This window comes from Pseudomonas sp. LBUM1669 (assembly GCF_059695705.1).
In genome coordinates, this window is sequence record NZ_CP166784.1 from 2,274,794 (window position 1) to 2,292,863 (window position 18,070).

Genomic DNA, 18,070 nt, shown 5'->3' on the forward strand with positions numbered 1-18,070 from the left:
CGTCATGTACCGCTTCTTCGAACAGCTCAGCTCACGCATTGCTGCGCCCTTCATCGGTGAAAGTTCGCGCAACAGCAAGGTCTGGCAGTGCCGCTGCGGGCAGTCGCTGTTCTTTCGCAACAGCCAGTGCCTGGCCTGTTCGGCAGCGTTGGGGTATCAGCCGGAGCAGAGCCGCTTGTCCTCGCTGCAACCGGGTGTTCAGGTCGACACCTGGTCCCTCGACGTCGACCCCGAAGCCGGTCTGTTCCGGCGCTGCGCCAACCTCGATTCCCCGGCCGCGTGTAATTGGCTGCTGCCGGCCAATGACCACGATGCGCTGTGCATCGCCTGTAGCCTGAATCGCACCATCCCTGACCTGTCGATTGCCGAAAACCACGAACGCTGGCGCCAGGTCGAAACCGCCAAGCGTCGCTTGGTCGCGCAGTTGATCAGCCTGGGGTTGCAGGTGATTCCCAAAAGCGTCGACGAACAGACCGGCCTGGCCTTCGATTTCATTGGTGTCGACCTTGAAGGCAAGCCGCCGACCACGGGGCATGCCAACGGCCTGATCACCCTCGATATCAAGGAAGCCGACGACGCCCACCGCGAAAAGGTCCGGGTGCAAATGCACGAGCCTTATCGCACGCTGCTCGGGCATTTTCGGCATGAGGTCGGTCATTACTACTGGGATCGACTGATCGCCAACAGTCACTGGCTGGAACCATTTCGCGGGCTGTTCGGTGACGAGCGTGTCAGCTACGCCGACGCCCTCGAGCGCCATTACCAGCAAGGCGCACCGCTCGACTGGCAGCAACAGTGTGTCAGCGCCTACGCCACCATGCATCCGTGGGAAGACTGGGCGGAAACCTGGGCGCATTACCTGCACATGATGGACGCGGTGGACACGGCGCTTGGGTTTGGCATGAGCGCTCGCGAGATGGATTTCGACTACCAGCCATTCCCGCTCGACACGCTCTACGATCCGCAGCATCCCGGCGGTGCGGCGTTCCTGTCGTTCGTCAACGCGTGGATCGAACTGGCCGGCATGCTCAACGAGCTGTCGCGCAGCATGGGGCAGCCGGATTTCTATCCGTTCGTGCTGCCACCAGCGGTCATCGCCAAACTGCATTTTATCCACCTGGTGATCCAGCAAGAGGGCGGCAGGGCGGATGAAGTGCTGCAAGACCTCTAGCCGACTCCGTTCATCCGTAGCAGCTGTCGAGCCTCGCAGGCTCGACAGCTGCTACGTGACTGCGGTGTTCTGCAGATTTTGCATGTCCTTGAACCAGCACATATTTTTTAATCCCCTCGAACGGTTGTAACTTCGTCTCAGATAGGTACAATGGCGCGGCTCGCCGTCAGGTGAGCGTCGTTATGGTGACCCCATCGGTCCCCCCGCAACGATTACCCGTGAACCTGGTCAGACCCGGAAGGGAGCAGCCACAGCGGGAACATTGTGTGCCGGGGTGTGGCTGGTGGGGTTGCCTCCATAACGCACCGCGAGTTCTCTCTCGCGTTTTCTGTCTGAAAATACTTATTTTGTGTGTGCTGCCATGGCGCTGGCTCCAGGCGGTATTTTTTCGTTTCCGATTTGCAGAGTGAGCGTAAAAAAGGAGGCCGATGTGTCGTATCAGACACGTCGGCTTCCTTTTTTCATTTCCGCCACTAAGGCTTGGACAAGGCCTGGTCAACCGCTGCGATCAGCTTTCCCAGATCCTTCGGGGTGGCTTTGTGGATGACACCGAACAGATACGCCCGCTGTTCATCTTCATCGCCGAGATCTGCGAAAAAGGCTTTCAGCTTTACGTCCAGCACGTCGGCAAGCAGGAACAAGGCTTCGACGCTGGGGGTATAGGTTCCGGTTTCAAAGCGGCTGATGGTTTTGGGGTCAAAACCGGTTTTTTCGCCGAGTTCAGCCTGAGTAAGCCCCGCGACCTTGCGGTAGCGTCGGATGGCTGGACCCAAACTTGAAATTTGCATCGCTCAATTCCCATTTAGAATCAAGAACTTAACGATAGATTTTTGCATTAGGCAACTGCATGATCCATCACCTTGCTTTGCAAAATGTGATGCGTTTCGTAGAATCGCCGCCAATAAGGGGTGATTGGTGACCTGTTTCCCGAAAATGGGCGATGCGAAACCGCCAGCATTGCGCTCCTTTGCCAGCCTTGCACGAGGTTTTTGAGACTAGCCGATCTTCGGTTCTGCGCGGTCATCAAATGCGGGTCATGGAGTGAAAACGTGTTTGCGCAGTCCCACCGCTAGCGACAGCGAGCCTGATTCATGGATGAGAAATACCGCAGGGCCGTGGATGCCGCCGCCATTTTTTCCGAGACTGACCTGAGCGGCCGGATCACCCACGTCAATGATCAGTTCTGCGCCGTGTCCGGTTATAGCCGCGACGAGTTGCTGGGGCAAAACCACCGTCTCCTCAACTCCGGCGTGCACACCGCTGACTTCTTCGCCGGCATGTGGCGCACCATCGCGCTGGGCAACGTCTGGAAAGGCGATATCTGCAATCGCGCCAAGGACGGCAGTCTGTACTGGGTCGAAAGCACCATGGTGCCGGTGCTCAATGACGCCACCGGGCGGGTCGATCGATACCTGTCGATTCGTTTCGACATCAGCGAAAAACGCCAGTTGTTGCATTCCTTGCAATGGCGGGTCGGGCACGACGTGCTGACCGGGCTGCCCAATCGTGCGTTCCTCTCGGATCTGCTGGACCAGGCGCTGGAGTTCTCCCGGCAGGAAAACATCCCGCTCGCCGTCTGCATGCTCGACCTTGACGGGTTCAAGGCGGTCAACGATGGATACGGCCACGCCAGTGGCGATCAATTGCTGGTGGAAGTGGCCAAGCGCTTGCGCCACATCGTGCGTGGCGAAGATGTCGTGGCGCGGTTGGCCGGCGACGAGTTCGTGCTGGTGTTGCGTTACGTGCGGGATCTGCCGGAATTGCGTGCGGCGCTGAACCGGGTGCTGGGGGCGATTTCGGCGCCGTATACGTTGCACGGCAAGGGCATCAATGTGTTCGCCAGCATCGGCGTCACGCTGTTTCCCCTCGACCATGAAGATGCTGAAACCCTGCTGCGTCACGCCGATCAGGCCATGTACGTGGCCAAGCAGCGCGGGCGCAACCGATTCCATCTGTTCGACGTGTCCAGGGATCAGGAGGTCAAGGCCACTCACCAGACGGTCGAGCGCGTGCGCCAGGCGCTGGCCGCCGATGAGCTGTGTTTGCATTTCCAGCCCAAGGTCAACATGCGCCTTGGTGTGGTGGTCGGTTTCGAGGCGCTGTTGCGCTGGGAACATCCGCAAAACGGCATGGTGCTGGCCCGGGAGTTTCTGCCGTTTGTGGAAGAGACGGACCTGATCGTCGACATCGGTGAATGGGTGATGGATCAGGTGCTGACGCAATTGCGCCGCTGGCAGCAGGCAGGGAAGGGCTGGCCGATCAGCATTAATGTCGCGGCCCGGCATTTTCAACGCGCGGATTTCGTCGACCGGCTCAGGCAGGTGCTCGACCGGCATGCCGACGTTGCGCCACAGATGCTCGACCTGGAAATCGTCGAGTCGGTGGCGATCGAAAATATCCAGCACGTCAGCGCCTGTTTGCGGGCCTGTCAGGCGCTGGGGGTGCAGTTTTCACTGGGTGACTTCGGCACCGGTCATTCATCGCTGAGCGACCTCAAGCATTTGCGCACCCAGACCATCAAGATCGATAAATCATTTGCGCGCGACATTCTGGATGATCACGACGACCTGGCGCTGACCACGGCGGTGATCGGCCTGGCCCGGGCGTTTGGCCGGCAGGTGATTGCTGAAGGGGTGCAGAGTATCGAGCACGGTGAGTTGCTGTTGCGATTGGGGTGTGAAGTGGCTCAAGGCTATTTCATTGCCCGGCCAATGCCACCCGCCGACGTGCCGGGTTGGGTCGCGGGGTTTGTCGCGCCGCCGCAATGGCAAGCGCTGGATCAGGTTGGCTGAAGTCCGGAAATCCACACCGGTTCCCCTGTGGGAGTGAGCCTGCTCGCGATGGCGGTCTGACATTCAACATTGATGGTGACTGACATACCGCTATCGCGAGCAGGCTCACTCCCACAGGTTATGGATTGGCTCTGGGTTCTCCACCAATATAGAGCCGGATAATGTCATCAATCTCCCCCGACATTTTCATCCGCACCAACGTGCGCAGAATGCGTTGCACCGGCACCTTGGGATCGTTGCGCACGTAGCAGCCGACGCTCTGCTCCTGCAGCACCGCCACGCCTTTGAGTTGCTTGTCGGGTAACAGGCGCTGATTGAACCAGTCCAGTGTCCATTGATTGCTCACGGCGTAGCGATAGCGCCCGGCGTGGAGTTTTTCCAGCACCTGTTCCTGGTTGCGCGCGTCTTCGCGCAGCAGTCGGTCGGCATCGAACAGCGGTTGCAACGTTGGGTAGGAATAGCCGAGCACGGTGCCGATGGCTTGTCGCGGCAAGTTGGCAGGCACCACCGAGGGCTGCGAATCTTGCCGGCTGATCAGCAGGTCGCGCTGAAACCAGAGGGGAATGCTCCAGATGTAGTCGCCGGACTGATTCGGCTGCCAGGATTGCGCGGCATAGCAGCGGACATCGACCTCGCCGTGCTCCATGGCGTTTTGCACCCGTGCTCGGGGCAGCACTTGAAATTCGACCGGCACGCCAACCTGGGTCGCGAGGCTGAGCATCACGTCATACAGGATCCCTTGGGTTACACGCCCGCGTTCCAGTTGCACCATCGGCATCGCCCAACTGTCGGGCACTACAAAACGCAGCGGCGCTTCGGCGGCGGCGACGCTCAGACTTATCCACAGCAGTGCCCCCAAGGCAAAACGCATAAACACTCCGGTACGTCATAAACCTGAGCCGATAAAAGCCCCCCAAAGTGCATCTTAGCCAGATTAGACGAGCGCACCGGATGCAATTTTGGCCTTGCTCCGCTAGCATTAGCCGCTTCTGTTCCTTCGTTGCGACGGTTTTCGATGAGTTATCAGGTTCTTGCACGTAAATGGCGTCCGCGCTCGTTCCGCGAAATGGTCGGCCAGGCCCATGTGCTCAAGGCTCTGATCAATGCCTTGGACAGCCAGCGGCTGCACCACGCGTACCTGTTCACCGGTACGCGCGGGGTCGGCAAGACCACCATCGCGCGGATCATCGCCAAATGCCTGAACTGTGAAACAGGTATCACTTCGACGCCCTGCGGCGAGTGCTCGGTATGCCGCGAAATCGATGAGGGCCGCTTTGTCGATCTGATCGAGATCGACGCCGCGAGCCGGACCAAGGTCGAAGACACCCGCGAGCTGCTCGATAACGTGCAATACGCGCCGAGCCGTGGTCGCTTCAAGGTCTACCTGATCGACGAAGTGCACATGCTCTCCAGCCATTCCTTCAATGCGCTGTTGAAAACCCTTGAAGAACCGCCGCCCTACGTCAAGTTCATCCTGGCGACGACCGACCCGCAGAAACTTCCTGCAACCATTCTGTCTCGGTGCCTGCAGTTCTCCCTCAAGAACATGACCCCGGAGCGTGTGGTCGAGCATTTGACCCATGTGCTGGGCGTCGAGAACGTGCCGTTCGAAGACGACGCACTGTGGCTGCTGGGTCGCGCCGCCGACGGCTCGATGCGTGACGCCATGAGCCTGACCGACCAGGCCATCGCCTTCGGTGAAGGCAAGGTCATGGCTGCCGACGTGCGGGCCATGCTGGGCACGCTCGATCATGGTCAGGTCTACGACGTTCTGCATGCGCTGATCGAAGGCGACGCCAAGGCCTTGCTCGAAGGTGTCCGCCATCTGGCGGAACAAGGCCCGGACTGGAACGGCGTGCTCTCGGAAATTCTCAACGTGCTGCACCGTGTCGCCATCGCCCAGGCGTTGCCTGAAGGCGTCGACAACGGTCATGGCGACCGCGATCGGGTGCTGGCGCTGGCTCAGGCCTTGCCGGCCGAAGACGTGCAGTTCTATTACCAGATGGGCCTGATCGGCCGCCGCGACTTGCCGCTGGCGCCGGACCCGCGTGGTGGCTTCGAAATGGTCTTGCTGCGAATGCTCGCGTTCCGACCGGCGGACACGGCCGACGCCCCGAGGCAACCGCTAAAGCCAGTGGGGATCAGCCAGGCCACAGTTGATTCCGCAAATTCAGTGGCTGCCGCGCCGGTTGCGGCGCCGATAGTCGCTGCGGCAGTTGCACCCGTTGCACCCGCGCCTGAACCCGTCGCTGCGGCGGTTCCTGCTCCAGCGCCTGAACCGGTTGCCCCCGTTGTGGTGGCCGAGCCTGTGGTTGAGCCGGTCGCGGTCAAGGCGGCGGTCGACTTGCCGTGGAATGACCCGGTCGAGCCTGAACCCGTCCAGCAACCCGCCGTCGAGCCGGTCCTGGAAACCACCAGCGAACAACCTGATCTGCCGCCCATGCCGTTGCCGACGCCTGACAGCGTGGTGCCGGACGCACCGGAGTGGGCCGCTGCGCCAATCCCGGAACCGTCGGTGGCCGACGTCGATGCCGCGACACCGGGTGTGGACCTGGATGACGAGCCGCCGCTGGACGAAGACTACATCGAGCCGGACATCGATTCTGCCTACAGCTACCTCGATGAACTGGCCAGTGAACACGCTGCCGAGCCAGCGCCGGAACCCGAGCCTGAGCCGGCCGCCATGCCCGCCACCGGTCTGGCCCTGCAATGGCTGGACTTGTTCCCGAAACTGCCGATCTCCGGCATGACCGGCAGCATCGCCGCCAACTGCACCCTTATCGCCGTCGATGGCGACCACTGGCTGATGCACCTGGATCCGGCCCACAGCGCCTTGTTCAACGCGACCCAGCAACGGCGTCTCAACGATGCGTTGAACCAGTTTCACGGGCGCACGCTGACCCTGAGCATGGAGCTGATCAAGCCGGAGCAGGAAACCCCGGCCCAGGCCGCTTCCCGTCGTCGTGCGAACCGTCAGCGCGAGGCGGAAGAGTCGATCCATGGTGATCCGTTCATCCAGCAAATGATGCAGCAGTTCGGTGCGGTGGTCCGCAACGATACTATTGAACCTGTCGAAGCCCTGGTCAGTCAGGGCTAATAACTGAAGGCGTTTGGCCACAAGGGCCGGGCGCTGTTTAAATCCAAGTACTTTGAGGTGATTCCCATGATGAAAGGTGGCATGGCCGGCCTGATGAAGCAGGCACAGCAGATGCAAGAAAAAATGGCCAAGATGCAGGAAGAACTGGCCAACGCTGAAGTCACCGGTAAAGCCGGCGGCGATATGGTCACCGTGGTGATGACCGGTCGTCACGACGTCAAGCGCGTGACCATCGACCCGAGCCTGGTTGAAGGCCTGAGCGAAGACGACAAAGAGATGCTGGAAGCCGTGTTCGCCGCCGCCGTCAACGACGCCGTGCGCAAGATCGAAGCCAACAGCCAGGACAAAATGGGCAACATGACCGCTGGCATGCAATTGCCACCGGGTATGAAACTGCCGTTCTGATTCGCCAAAGCGCGTCGGATGAGCTACAAAAAAATGCCAGGCATCGCGCCTGGCATTTTTGTTTCTGCCAGGCGAGGTTAATCCCTGTGGCGAGGGAGCTTGCTCCCGCTGGGGCGCGAAGCGGCCCCGCTCTTTAGCTGAAAAGAAGGGGACCGCTGCGCAGTCCAGCGGGAGCAAGCTCCCTCGCCACAATGAAAGGCAGAAACATCGAACGCCACACCATCACAAAGGTCTGCTCCCCTATACCGCCGAATTCATCGATCACAGGAGACGCTCACATGCCAGACGCATTGACCCTCAACCAACGTATCGTCCTGGCGTCCCGCCCCGTAGGCGCGCCGACACCGGAGAATTTCCGCCTGGAACGGGAAGCACTGCCGGAACTTGCCGACGGCCAGGTCCTGCTCAAGACTCAATACCTCTCGCTGGACCCCTACATGCGCGGCCGCATGAGTGACGGGCCGTCCTACGCCGCACCGGTGGAAATCGGCGAGGTGATGACCGGTGGCGCTGTCAGCCGCGTCGAGCGCTCGCTGAATCCGAAATTCCATGAAGGCGATCTGGTGGTGGGCGCCACCGGCTGGCAGAGCCACAGCATCAGCGACGGTCGCAACATCATTCCGGTGCCGAGCGGTTTGCCGTCCCCGTCCATGGCCCTGGGTGTGCTGGGCATGCCGGGCATGACCGCGTACATGGGCCTGATGGACATCGGTCAGCCCAAGGCCGGCGAAACCCTGGTGGTCGCGGCCGCCTCGGGCGCGGTGGGTTCGGTGGTCGGCCAGGTGGCGAAGATCAAAGGCCTGCGCGTGGTGGGCGTGGCGGGCGGTGCGGAAAAATGCCGTTACGTGGTGGAAGAATTGGGGTTCGACGCTTGCGTCGACCACAAGAGCCCGAATTTCGCCGATGAACTGGCCCAGGCGTGCCCCGAGGGTATCGATATTTACTACGAGAACGTCGGCGGCAAGGTGTTCGACGCGGTGGTGCCGCTGCTCAATGCCAAGGCGCGGATTCCATTGTGCGGCCTCATCGCTTCCTACAACGCACACGAAGCGCCGACCGGCCCGGATCGCCTGCCGCAATTGCAACGCACATTGCTGACCAAGCGCGTAAGAATCCAGGGCTTTATCGTGTTCGACGACTACGGTGATCGTCAGCCGGAGTTCGTCAGTGCCATGGCGCCGTGGGTGCGTGACGGCAAGGTCAAGTTCCGCGAAGACGTGGTCGATGGCCTCGAGAATGCGCCTGAGGCCTTCATCGGTCTGCTCGAAGGACGCAACTTCGGCAAACTGGTGGTGCGGGTCGCCCGGGACTGAGTAATTGACGCTATACAGAGGCGCGGGTATAAACCGCGTCTCGTTGATTTGTCGGACGTTCCCCCATGAGCTTCAGCCCTTTGATTCGCCAACTGATCGATGCCCTGCGAATTTTGCCGGGTGTCGGTCAGAAAACCGCCCAGCGCATGGCGCTGCAACTGCTTGAGCGTGATCGCAGCGGTGGTTCGCGACTGGCGTCGGCACTGAGCCAGGCCATGGAAGGGGTGGGCCATTGCCGGTTATGTCGCACGCTGACCGAAGACGACCTCTGCCCGCAATGTGCCGATACGCGCCGTGACGACACCTTGCTCTGCGTGGTGGAAGGTCCGATGGACGTCTACGCCGTGGAGCAGACCGGGTTCCGGGGTCGCTACTTTGTGCTCAAGGGCCATCTTTCGCCGCTCGACGGCCTGGGGCCTGAGGCCATTGGCATTCCGCAGCTGTTGGCGCGGATTGAAGGGGCCGGCACCTTTACCGAAGTCATCCTGGCCACCAATCCGACCGTGGAAGGTGAGGCGACGGCGCATTACATTGCGCAGTTGTTGAGCAATAAAGGTCTGATTGCCTCGCGTATCGCCCACGGTGTGCCGTTGGGTGGCGAGCTGGAACTGGTCGACGGCGGGACGTTGGCGCATTCGTTTGCGGGGCGTAAGCCGATCGCTCTTTGAGTCTTTTGGTGTTTGATCTGACGCCTTCGCGGGCAAGCCTCGCTCCTACAGAAGGACCGTTGACCCTGTAGGAGCGAGGCTTGCCCGCGAAGGGCGCAACTCGGTCCATCTGATTCACAACAATCCTGTTGAAAACCAAGCAAGCGCTCGGTTAACTTCGCTGAACCTTCAGTGGAGTTCGCCGATGCCTGCCTTTCAGGAATACTTCGATCCCAGCCACCAATTGGTCCGCGACAGCGTCAGACGTTTCGTCGAGCGTGAGATCCTTCCAGACATTGATCAGTGGGAAGAAGCTGAAAGCTTTCCCCGCGAGCTCTATCTCAAGGCCGGTGCGGCGGGAATCCTGGGGATCGGCTATCCCGAATCCCTGGGCGGCAGTCACGAAGGCGATCTGTTCGCCAAGGTCGCCGCCAGCGAAGAGTTGATGCGCTGTGGCTCTGGTGGCCTGGTGGCCGGCCTCGGTTCTCTGGACATCGGGCTGCCACCGATTCTCAAGTGGGCCCGGCCCGAAATCCGTGATCGTGTCGTGCCGCAAGTGCTGGCCGGCGAGAAGATCAGCGCGCTGGCTGTCACCGAACCCAGCGGCGGCTCCGATGTGGCCAACCTGCAAACCCGCGCTGTGCGTGACGGCGACTTTTACCGGGTCAGCGGCAGCAAAACTTTTATCACCAGTGGCGTGCGCGCGGATTTCTATACCGTGGCGGTACGCACCGGCGAGCCGGGTTTCGGTGGCATCAGTCTGCTGCTGATCGAAAAAGGCACACCCGGTTTCACCGTCGGCCGTCAGTTGAAGAAAATGGGCTGGTGGGCGTCGGACACTGCCGAATTGTTCTTCGATGATTGCCGGGTGCCTGTGGGAAATCTGATTGGCGCCGAGAACATGGGGTTCGCCTGCATCATGGGCAACTTCCAGAGCGAGCGCCTGGCCTTGGCGCTGATGGCCAACATGACGGCGCAGCTGGCGTTGGAGGAAAGCCTGAAGTGGGCGCGTCAGCGCGAAGCCTTTGGCAAACCGATTGGCAAGTTCCAGGTGCTCAAGCACCGCCTCGCGGAAATGGCCACGGCCCTGGAGGTGTCACGGGAGTTCACTTACCGTCAGGCGGCGAAGATGGCGGCGGGGCAGAGCGTGATCAAGGAGATTTCCATGGCCAAGAACTTCGCGACCGACACGGCTGACCGGATTACCACGGATGCGGTGCAGATCCTCGGTGGCCTCGGTTACATGCGCGAGAGCCTGGTGGAGCGGTTGTATCGGGATAACCGGATTCTGTCGATTGGCGGCGGGACGCGGGAAGTGATGAACGAGATCATCAGTAAGCAGATGGGGCTTTGAATTTTGCGATGTGTCGGCTTGCGCCTTCGCGGGCAAGCCTCGCTCCTACGGTTTTCGGTCGAAGCCGAATTTTCGACACGACTCTGATCTTGTAGGAGCGAGGCTTGCCCGCGAAGTCGTCCGTGCGAACGCCGCCTTACTTCTCGCTCAACGAAAACTGCGTCAGGCAGAACGTAGGAATCCCCATTTCTTCCAGCCGCTGCGACCCACCCAGTTCCGGCAGATCAATAATCGCCGCCGCTTCATGAACCCGCGCGCCCATGCGCCGAATCAGGTTCGCCGCCGCAATCAGCGTACCGCCAGTGGCGATCAAATCATCAAACATCACCACCGAGTCGCCTTCGCACAAACTGTCGGCGTGCACTTCGAGAAAGGCTTCGCCGTATTCGGTTGCATAACCCTCGGCCAACACGTCGGCCGGCAGTTTTCCTTGCTTGCGGAACAGCACCAGCGGCTTGTTCAGCTGATAGGCCAGCACCGAGCCGATCAGGAAACCACGCGCATCCATCGCGCCGATGTGCGTGAAGTCCGCCTCGACATAACGGTGGGCGAAGCTGTCCATCACCAGACGCAGGGCCTTGGGCGACTGGAACAGAGGCGTGATGTCACGAAAGATCACGCCCGGCTTGGGGAAGTCGATCACGGGGCGGATCAGGGATTTGATGTCGAAGGATTCGATGAGCATCGTCGAGGTGTCCTGGCAGGCTGCAAACGTCGCAGTATAACGGCGGCTGAACCGTTTCGCTCGGCCGCAATTATTGCCATCAGCCTTCGAGCGAGCCACCGGCCAGGGCGCACAGCTGAATCGGGTCGAGGATGTGGATTTCCTTGCCCTCGGCGGCGATCAGTTCGTTTTGCTGGAAGCGCGTGAACACCCGGGACACGGTTTCCACCGCCAAGCCCAGGTAATTGCCGATTTCGTTGCGCGACATGCTCAGGCGGAACTGGTTGGCCGAGAAGCCCCGGGCGCGGAAGCGTGCCGAGAGGTTGACCAGAAACGTGGCGATGCGCTCGTCGGCGGTTTTTTTCGACAGCAGCAACATCATTTGCTGGTCGTCACGAATCTCGCGGCTCATCACCCGCATCAACTGACGGCGCAGTTGCGGCAGTTGCAGGGCCAGTTCGTCGAGGCGTTCGAAGGGGATTTCGCACACTGACGTGGTTTCCAGGGCTTGCGCCGAGACCGGGTGCTTTTCAGTGTCCATGCCCGACAGGCCGACCAGTTCGCTCGGCAAGTGGAAGCCGGTGAGCTGTTCTTCACCGCCATCGCTCAGGTTGAAGGTCTTGAGGGCACCGGAGCGTACTGCATAAACGGAATCGAAGGTGTCGCCCTGGCGGAACAGGAACTCGCCTTTTTTCAGTGGGCGACCCCGTTTGACGATTTCGTCCAGCGCTTCCATGTCTTCCAGATTCAAAGAAAGTGGCAAGCAGAGGGGGGCCAGGCTGCAATCCTTGCAATGGACCTGGCTTTGAGCGCGCAGTTTTACTGGCTCGGACATTTCTTCAATCCTTGTGGGAAAACACACATAAGCCGTAAGGGTAACTCACGGGAGGACATTCAGGCACGCAGCGATTTTGCCGCAGGGTCGTAAAGCCAGCATTTCGCCAACCAGTAAGTGAGTGGATGACTAGATCACACGCGAAAACCGCTGGTGATTGTGCTGTTGCAAATAGGCATCGAACACCATGCACACCGAGCGCACCAGCAAGCGACCGGCGGGCAGTACGCTGATCCGCTCGTTATCGAGGCTGATCAAACCGTCCTCGGCCATGGTCAATAGCTGCGGCCACAGTTCACCGAAGTAACCGCGAAAATCGATGTTGAAGGCCTGTTCGATGTCCGCGAACTCCAGGCTGAACGTGCAGATCAACTGCTGAATCACCGCCCGCCGCACGCGGTCATCGGCGTTGCACAGCAGGCCACGGCTAGTGGCCAGTTGGGCGGAGGCCAGCGTGTTCTGATACTGATTCAGATCGCTGTTGTTCTGGCAGTAGAGGTCGCCGATCTGACTGATGGCCGACACCCCCAGCCCAATCAAATCGCAATGACCGTGAGTGGTGTAGCCCTGAAAGTTTCGTTGCAGGGTCGACTCTTCCTGGGCAATCGCCAGCTCATCGTCGGGCAGGGCGAAGTGGTCCATGCCGATGTAGCGGTAACCGGCAGCGGTCAGTTGTTCGATGGTGCGCTGGAGCATTTCCAGCTTCTGCGCCGGCGTCGGCAGCTCGTTGCTGTTGATCCGCCGCTGCGGCATGAAGCGTTCCGGCAGGTGCGCGTAGTTGAACACCGAGAGTCGATCCGGTTGCAGCGCAATGACTTCGTCGACCGTGCGGGCGAAGTTTTCCGGGGTCTGTTTCGGCAAGCCGTAGATCAGGTCGATGTTGATCGAGCGAAATTGCAGGGTCCGGGCGGCGTCGATCACGGCGCGGGTTTCTTCAAGACTTTGCAGGCGATTGACCGCCCGTTGCACCGTCGGGTCGAGGTCTTGCAGGCCAATGCTGACCCGGTTGAAACCCAGTTCACGGAGCAGACCCATGGTTGACCAGTCGGCTTCGCGAGGGTCGATCTCGATACCGTAGTCGCCGGAATCGTCGTCCAGCAGGTTGAAGTGCTTGCGCAACTGAGCCATCAACTGGCGCAGTTCGTCGTGGCTGAGAAAGGTCGGGGTGCCGCCGCCAAAGTGCAGTTGCTCGACTTTTTGCGCCGGGTCGAGGTGGCAGGCGATCAGCTGGATTTCCTGCTCAAGGCGTTGCAGGTAGGGCAGGGCGCGGCCACGGTCCTTGGTGATGACTTTGTTGCAGGCACAGTAGTAGCAAATGTTCGCGCAGAACGGCACGTGCACGTACAGCGACAATGGGCGCAGGGCCTTACGGCTGTCGCGCAGGGCGTGGAACAGGTCGAACGTGCCGACCTGTCCGTCGAATTGCACCGCGGTCGGGTAAGAGGTATAGCGCGGACCCGCCAAGTCATAACGGCGGATCAGATCGGTGTCCCAACGAATGGCGTCGAGCATCATGCGGGCATTCCCCCGGATAGGCTGGCAGTGTTCGCAAGTCTATGGGGTGCGACGCCGGGGCATCTTGATTTGCATCAACGGTCAGGATTTGTGTTGTTGATGAGGGCCTCTTCGCGGGCAAGCCTCGCTCCTACAGGAGTTCGCATCCCTTTGTAGGAGCGAGGCTTGCCCGCGAAGGGCGCACCGCCGATCTAATGACCCATCAGCCAATGCTGATGCGGCCCGGGCAAGGTCCAGATGCCGAACAACATCACCAGCAACCCTCCGGTCATCCGCACACTGCGCTTGCGCAACAACGCCGTGACCCGCTCCGCCGCCAGTCCGGTGGCGAGCAGCACCGGCCAGGTGCCGAGTCCGAACGCGAGCATCAGCAATGCACTGTCCAGCGCATTGCCCTGGCTCGCCGCCCACAGCAACGTGCTGTAAACCAGCCCGCACGGCAACCAGCCCCATAGCGCGCCCAGCAGCAACGCGCGGGGCAGGCTCGACACTGGCAGCAGTTTGTTGGCAATTGGCTGGATATGCCGCCACAGGCCGCGGCCGAGGCTCTCGATACGGGTCAGGCCGCTCCACCAGCCGGCGAGGTACAGGCCCATGGCGATCAGCAACAATCCGGCGATCACACGCATGAACATGGCGGCCGGGCTGTTGGCCACGGCCCAACCCGCCAGGCCAATCAGAAGGCCGGCTGTTGCATAGCTGAGAATTCGCCCCAGGTTGTACGCCAACAACAGGCGAAAACGGCGGCTGCGCTGCTCTTTGGGAATCGCCAGGGTCAGCGCACCCATCAAGCCGCCGCACATGCCCAGGCAATGCCCACCGCCGAGCAGGCCGAGAATCACCGCAGACACCAGCAGTGGCGCCAACTCAAGCATGCGGAGGCGCCTTGTCGTCCGGTTTGGCCGGATGGCCGCTGGCTTCGTCGACCGCGGCTTTGTGGTTCGGGTCCTGGTCGTCGAACAGAATGCTGTGGGCCGGGCCGTCGAGGTCGTCGTACTGACCGCTGTCGACCGCCCAGAAGAAGATATAGATAGCGATGGCCACGATCAGCAGCGCGGCCGGGATCATCACGTAGAGAGCTGGCATCTGGACTCCATGCCCGCGCGGCTCAGGCCGGCAGCGGACGGGTTTCTGGCGTGGGGCGGGCGCCGGGCGCACTCGGCAGGCGAGTCAGGCGCAGGGCGTTCAGTACCACGGTCAACGAACTGATGGACATGCCGACCGCGGCCCATACCGGCGTGATCCAGCCGAGGGCGGCGAACGGCAACATGAGGCCATTGTACAGCCCGGCCCACAGCAGGTTCTCGATGATTACCCGACGGGTGCGCCGTGCGAGGCTGAAGGCCTGCACCAGCGCATCGAGACGGTTCGACAGCAACACCGCATCGGCGCTGGTTTTCGCCAGATCGGTGGCCGAACCCATCGCCACGCTGATATCGGCAGCGGCCAGCACCGGCACGTCATTGACGCCGTCACCGAGCATCAACACCTTGCGACCTTCCTTGTGCAGCTGTTGCAGGACCTGCAATTTGTCATCGGGGCGCAAACCGCCTCGGGCTTCGTCGATGCCCAGTTCGGCCGCCACGCTGGCGACCATCGGTGAGGTATCGCCCGACAGCAGCAAGGTGCGCCAGCCACGTGCCTTACAGGCTTCCAAAAGCACCGGTGCATCGGCGCGCAAACGGTCATCGAGGACAAACCACGCCAGCGGCCCTTGGACGTCGCCGAGCAGCAGCCATTGGCCCGCTTCATCGGGCATGACCGGTACGGCAGCGCCACTGAGTTCGCAGACAAAAACCGGCTGGCCAATGCGCAGGCGTTGCGTGCCGACCACGCCTTCGAGGCCAAGCCCTGGCGTGCTGAGGACTTCTTCGGCCGCCAATGGCGCCCGGCCAAATGCGCGGGCAATTGGGTGTTCGGAGCGGTTTTCCAGGGCGGCGGCGAGACTCAGGCATTGATCGCTGTCGAGTGCGCGGAGAGGACGGATCGAACGCAGCGCCAGGCGACCTTCGGTCAATGTGCCGGTCTTGTCGAAAATCACCGTGTCGATCTGGTTCAGACCCTCCAGCACATGGCCGCGGGTCAACAAAAGACCAAGCTTGTGCAATGTGCCGGTGGCGGCGGTGAGGGCGGTCGGCGTGGCCAGCGACAAGGCGCACGGGCACGTCGCAACGAGCATCGCCAGGACAATCCAGAAGGCTCGCGACGAATCCAGTTCCCACCACAACAGGCCGATTGCCGCTGCCGCGATCAATGACAGCAACAGGAACCATTGCGCAGCGCGGTCGGCGATTTCCGCCAGTCGCGGCTTTTCGGCCTGGGCACGATCCAGCAGGCGGACGATGGCCGACAGTCGCGTGTCCTGGCCCAACGCCAGGACTTCCACGGTCAACGCGCCTTCAACGTTCAGCGTACCAGCGGTCACTGCATCGCCCAGCGTGCGCGGTTGCGGCAGGTATTCGCCGGTCAGCAGCGATTCGTCGATGCTCGACTGGCCGTCGAGGATCTTGCCGTCGGCCGGCAGGATCGCACCCGGATGCACCAGCACCTGATCGCCGACGCGCAGTTCGCTGAGCAGGATCCGTTCGCTCTGGCCGTCGGCACTCAGACGCAGGCACGAGGCGGGTAACAGGTTGACGAGCTGTGCGGTGGCGGCGGCGGTGCGTTCCCGGGCGCGACGTTCCAGATAACGCCCGGCCAGCAGGAACAACGCGAACATGCCCACCGCATCGAAATACAGCTCGCCGACGCCGGTGATCGAGGTCCAGATCCCGGCGACGTAAGCGCTGCCAATCGCCAGCGACACTGAAACGTCCATGGTCAGGTGGCGGGTGCGCAAGTCGCGCATGGCGCCCTTGAAGAACGGCGCGCAGCTGTAGAACACGATTGGCGTGGTGAGGAACAGCGCGACCCAGCGCAGGATGGTGTGCAACTCAGGGCTCAAGTCGATGTTGAATTCCGGCCAGGTGGCCATGGTCGCCATCATCGCCTGGAACCACAGCAGCCCGGCCACGCCGAGCTGGCGCAAGGCCAGACGGTTTTCGCTGGCCAGTTGTTCGCTGGCGCGGTCGGCTTGATAGGGGTGCGCGGCGTAGCCGATGTGGCGCAACTCGCTCAGTACCCGGCTCAACGGCAATTGCGCGTCGGCCCAACGCACGTGCAGGCGATGGTTGGACAGGTTCAGTCGCGCCTCGGCCACCGCCGGCAAGGCGCGCAGGTGTTTCTCGATCAGCCAGCCGCAGGCGGCGCAGCTGATGCCTTCCATCAACAGGGTGGTTTCGGCGAGTTCGCCGTCGTGGCGCACGAAGGGCTTTTGCACGTCGGCGCGGTCGTAGAGCGCCAACTCATCCACCAACTGCACCGGCAAGGCTTCGGGGTTGGCCGATGACTCGCTGCGGTGCTGGTAATAGCTTTCAAGCCCTCCGGCCACGATCGCCTCAGCCACGGCCTGGCAACCCGGGCAGCAGAACTCGCGGGTTTCACCGAGGACCGCAGCGGTGAAGCGGCTGCCGGCCGGGACGGGCAGGGCGCAGTGGTAGCAGGGGGTTGGCGTGGTCATCTGTGCTGCCATGGAAACCATTGTGGCGAGGGAGCTTGCTCCCGCTCGGCTGCGCAGCAGTCGTAAACCTGCGAACGCGCTATGACTGAAAGAATCGGTTTGCTGGTTTCAGGGGGCGCTTCGCACCCAGCGGGAGCAAGCTCCCTCGCCACAGTTGACCGTGTTCACTGGAACTTACTTCTTCAGGTCTTCGGCGCCTTGCAGCGGCTCGTCACCCAACAACAGATCTTTGTCATGGCTGACCAGCTCTTCTTCGAACATGCGCCAGATGTGGTCGTCCTGAGTACCCAGCAATTCGACAAAGCGACGGCCTTCAATCTTGTCGCTCAACTGACCGATGTAGCGGCCCTGTTCGGATTCGCTGCGGGCGAGGGTGATCTTGCGATCCTTCTCCGGCTGGGTCGGCGAGATGAGGTTCAGCTCAAGGGTTTTCGGTTGGCTGTTGCCACTCAGGCGCAGGTCGACTTCGCCGGTCACGTCATCCAGGTGAACGCTGGCCCGCAGCAACAGGGTCTGGGCCAGCAGCTCACGGTCGAGGGAGCGGTTGATGCCTTTGCCGGCTTCGTAGTAGTTGTCGTTGACGAGGTTATCCGGGTTGTTCACCGCGATCGTCACCATGGACAAGGTCAGGGTCACGGAACAGGCCAGGATGGCGATGATGATCCATGGCCAAAGATGCTTGTACCAAGGGCTTGCTGCGTTTGCTGCGGGCATGATC

Annotated in this window: 16 protein-coding genes and 1 other RNA gene; 8 read left to right on the forward strand and 9 right to left on the reverse strand. The window is 61.3% G+C overall.

The genetic code is table 11. From position 1 onward, the window contains the following. Window positions 1–4 precede the first annotated feature (4 nt). Window positions 5–1,171, forward strand: coding sequence for a zinc-binding metallopeptidase family protein (locus ACA051_RS10550; protein ID WP_497309531.1), 1,167 nt, complete (start codon window positions 5–7; stop codon window positions 1,169–1,171). Window positions 1,172–1,363: 192 nt separating this feature from the next. Then, window positions 1,364–1,460, forward strand: an RNA gene (ffs, locus tag ACA051_RS10555) — signal recognition particle sRNA small type. Between the two features lie 184 nt (window positions 1,461–1,644). Here ffs and ACA051_RS10560 read toward each other — a convergent pair. Continuing rightward, window positions 1,645–1,959: a helix-turn-helix domain-containing protein gene (locus tag ACA051_RS10560; RefSeq protein ID WP_094471480.1), complete on the reverse strand. Its 315-nt coding sequence runs from the start codon at window positions 1,957–1,959 to the stop codon at window positions 1,645–1,647. A 303-nt stretch (window positions 1,960–2,262) separates the two neighbouring features. On the opposite strand from ACA051_RS10560, the gene ACA051_RS10565 reads away from it, so the two are divergent. After that, on the forward strand, window positions 2,263–3,963 hold the full coding sequence (locus ACA051_RS10565) for a putative bifunctional diguanylate cyclase/phosphodiesterase (RefSeq protein ID WP_497309533.1): 1,701 nt from the start codon (window positions 2,263–2,265) through the stop codon (window positions 3,961–3,963). 118 nt (window positions 3,964–4,081) lie between these two features. On the opposite strand, the gene ACA051_RS10570 is transcribed toward ACA051_RS10565, so the two are convergent. Continuing rightward, complete coding sequence (locus ACA051_RS10570; RefSeq protein ID WP_497309534.1) at window positions 4,082–4,834, reverse strand: substrate-binding periplasmic protein; 753 nt, start codon at window positions 4,832–4,834, stop codon at window positions 4,082–4,084. Between the two features lie 144 nt (window positions 4,835–4,978). Here ACA051_RS10570 and dnaX point away from each other — a divergent pair, with 144 nt between their 5' ends. The 5 genes from dnaX (at window position 4,979) to ACA051_RS10595 (ending at window position 10,779) form a co-directional block, all read left to right on the forward strand. Further along, entirely contained in the window at window positions 4,979–7,060 is a 2,082-nt protein-coding gene (gene dnaX / locus ACA051_RS10575) for a DNA polymerase III subunit gamma/tau (RefSeq protein WP_497374680.1), read from the forward strand. 66 nt (window positions 7,061–7,126) lie between these two features. Beyond that, the gene (locus tag ACA051_RS10580) at window positions 7,127–7,465 is read left to right on the forward strand and encodes a YbaB/EbfC family nucleoid-associated protein (protein ID WP_109628912.1); all 339 of its coding nucleotides are present in this window, start codon (window positions 7,127–7,129) and stop codon (window positions 7,463–7,465) included. A gap of 278 nt (window positions 7,466–7,743) precedes the next feature. Beyond that, the gene (curA, locus tag ACA051_RS10585; protein ID WP_497309538.1) at window positions 7,744–8,778 is read left to right on the forward strand and encodes an NADPH-dependent curcumin/dihydrocurcumin reductase; all 1,035 of its coding nucleotides are present in this window, start codon (window positions 7,744–7,746) and stop codon (window positions 8,776–8,778) included. Between the two features lie 65 nt (window positions 8,779–8,843). After that, entirely contained in the window at window positions 8,844–9,446 is a 603-nt protein-coding gene (gene recR, locus ACA051_RS10590; RefSeq protein ID WP_497309540.1) for a recombination mediator RecR, read from the forward strand. A 184-nt stretch (window positions 9,447–9,630) separates the two neighbouring features. After that, window positions 9,631–10,779: an acyl-CoA dehydrogenase family protein gene (locus tag ACA051_RS10595; protein ID WP_497374682.1), complete on the forward strand. Its 1,149-nt coding sequence runs from the start codon at window positions 9,631–9,633 to the stop codon at window positions 10,777–10,779. 136 nt (window positions 10,780–10,915) lie between these two features. Here the strand turns inward: ACA051_RS10595 and ACA051_RS10600 are convergent, their stop codons facing one another. The 7 genes from ACA051_RS10600 to ACA051_RS10630 form a co-directional block, all read right to left on the reverse strand. Next, window positions 10,916–11,464, reverse strand: a complete 549-nt coding sequence (locus ACA051_RS10600) for an adenine phosphoribosyltransferase (RefSeq protein WP_497309543.1) — start codon at window positions 11,462–11,464, stop codon at window positions 10,916–10,918. Window positions 11,465–11,543: 79 nt separating this feature from the next. Then, complete coding sequence (fnr, locus tag ACA051_RS10605; protein WP_403100636.1) at window positions 11,544–12,278, reverse strand: fumarate/nitrate reduction transcriptional regulator Fnr; 735 nt, start codon at window positions 12,276–12,278, stop codon at window positions 11,544–11,546. 129 nt (window positions 12,279–12,407) lie between these two features. Further along, on the reverse strand, window positions 12,408–13,790 hold the full coding sequence (gene hemN, locus ACA051_RS10610; RefSeq protein WP_497310563.1) for an oxygen-independent coproporphyrinogen III oxidase: 1,383 nt from the start codon (window positions 13,788–13,790) through the stop codon (window positions 12,408–12,410). 194 nt (window positions 13,791–13,984) lie between these two features. Beyond that, a complete protein-coding gene (locus ACA051_RS10615; protein WP_497309545.1) occupies window positions 13,985–14,668 on the reverse strand; it encodes a sulfite exporter TauE/SafE family protein in 684 nt (227 codons plus the stop codon). After that, window positions 14,661–14,879: a cbb3-type cytochrome oxidase assembly protein CcoS gene (ccoS, locus tag ACA051_RS10620; RefSeq protein WP_007905420.1), complete on the reverse strand. Its 219-nt coding sequence runs from the start codon at window positions 14,877–14,879 to the stop codon at window positions 14,661–14,663. The genes ACA051_RS10615 and ccoS overlap by 8 nt, the downstream gene beginning before the upstream one ends. Before the next feature lie 22 nt (window positions 14,880–14,901). Further along, the gene (locus tag ACA051_RS10625; RefSeq protein ID WP_497374684.1) at window positions 14,902–17,352 is read right to left on the reverse strand and encodes a heavy metal translocating P-type ATPase; all 2,451 of its coding nucleotides are present in this window, start codon (window positions 17,350–17,352) and stop codon (window positions 14,902–14,904) included. Between the two features lie 174 nt (window positions 17,353–17,526). After that, the gene (locus ACA051_RS10630) at window positions 17,527–18,066 is read right to left on the reverse strand and encodes a FixH family protein (RefSeq protein ID WP_497309549.1); all 540 of its coding nucleotides are present in this window, start codon (window positions 18,064–18,066) and stop codon (window positions 17,527–17,529) included. Between the last annotated feature and the right edge of the window lie 4 nt (window positions 18,067–18,070).

Coding starts and splice junctions, on each gene's coding strand:
- fnr (WP_403100636.1), bottom strand. CDS start 12,278: ATGTCCGAGCCAGTAAAACTGCGCGCTCAAAGCCAGGTCCATTGCAAG.
- ACA051_RS10580 (WP_109628912.1), top strand. CDS start 7,127: ATGATGAAAGGTGGCATGGCCGGCCTGATGAAGCAGGCACAGCAGATG.
- dnaX (WP_497374680.1), top strand. CDS start 4,979: ATGAGTTATCAGGTTCTTGCACGTAAATGGCGTCCGCGCTCGTTCCGC.
- ACA051_RS10630 (WP_497309549.1), bottom strand. CDS start 18,066: ATGCCCGCAGCAAACGCAGCAAGCCCTTGGTACAAGCATCTTTGGCCA.
- ACA051_RS10560 (WP_094471480.1), bottom strand. CDS start 1,959: ATGCAAATTTCAAGTTTGGGTCCAGCCATCCGACGCTACCGCAAGGTC.
- ACA051_RS10595 (WP_497374682.1), top strand. CDS start 9,631: ATGCCTGCCTTTCAGGAATACTTCGATCCCAGCCACCAATTGGTCCGC.
- curA (WP_497309538.1), top strand. CDS start 7,744: ATGCCAGACGCATTGACCCTCAACCAACGTATCGTCCTGGCGTCCCGC.
- ACA051_RS10615 (WP_497309545.1), bottom strand. CDS start 14,668: ATGCTTGAGTTGGCGCCACTGCTGGTGTCTGCGGTGATTCTCGGCCTG.
- ACA051_RS10570 (WP_497309534.1), bottom strand. CDS start 4,834: ATGCGTTTTGCCTTGGGGGCACTGCTGTGGATAAGTCTGAGCGTCGCC.
- recR (WP_497309540.1), top strand. CDS start 8,844: ATGAGCTTCAGCCCTTTGATTCGCCAACTGATCGATGCCCTGCGAATT.
- hemN (WP_497310563.1), bottom strand. CDS start 13,790: ATGCTCGACGCCATTCGTTGGGACACCGATCTGATCCGCCGTTATGAC.
- ACA051_RS10565 (WP_497309533.1), top strand. CDS start 2,263: ATGGATGAGAAATACCGCAGGGCCGTGGATGCCGCCGCCATTTTTTCC.
- ACA051_RS10625 (WP_497374684.1), bottom strand. CDS start 17,352: ATGACCACGCCAACCCCCTGCTACCACTGCGCCCTGCCCGTCCCGGCC.
- ACA051_RS10550 (WP_497309531.1), top strand. CDS start 5: ATGTACCGCTTCTTCGAACAGCTCAGCTCACGCATTGCTGCGCCCTTC.
- ccoS (WP_007905420.1), bottom strand. CDS start 14,879: ATGCCAGCTCTCTACGTGATGATCCCGGCCGCGCTGCTGATCGTGGCC.
- ACA051_RS10600 (WP_497309543.1), bottom strand. CDS start 11,464: ATGCTCATCGAATCCTTCGACATCAAATCCCTGATCCGCCCCGTGATC.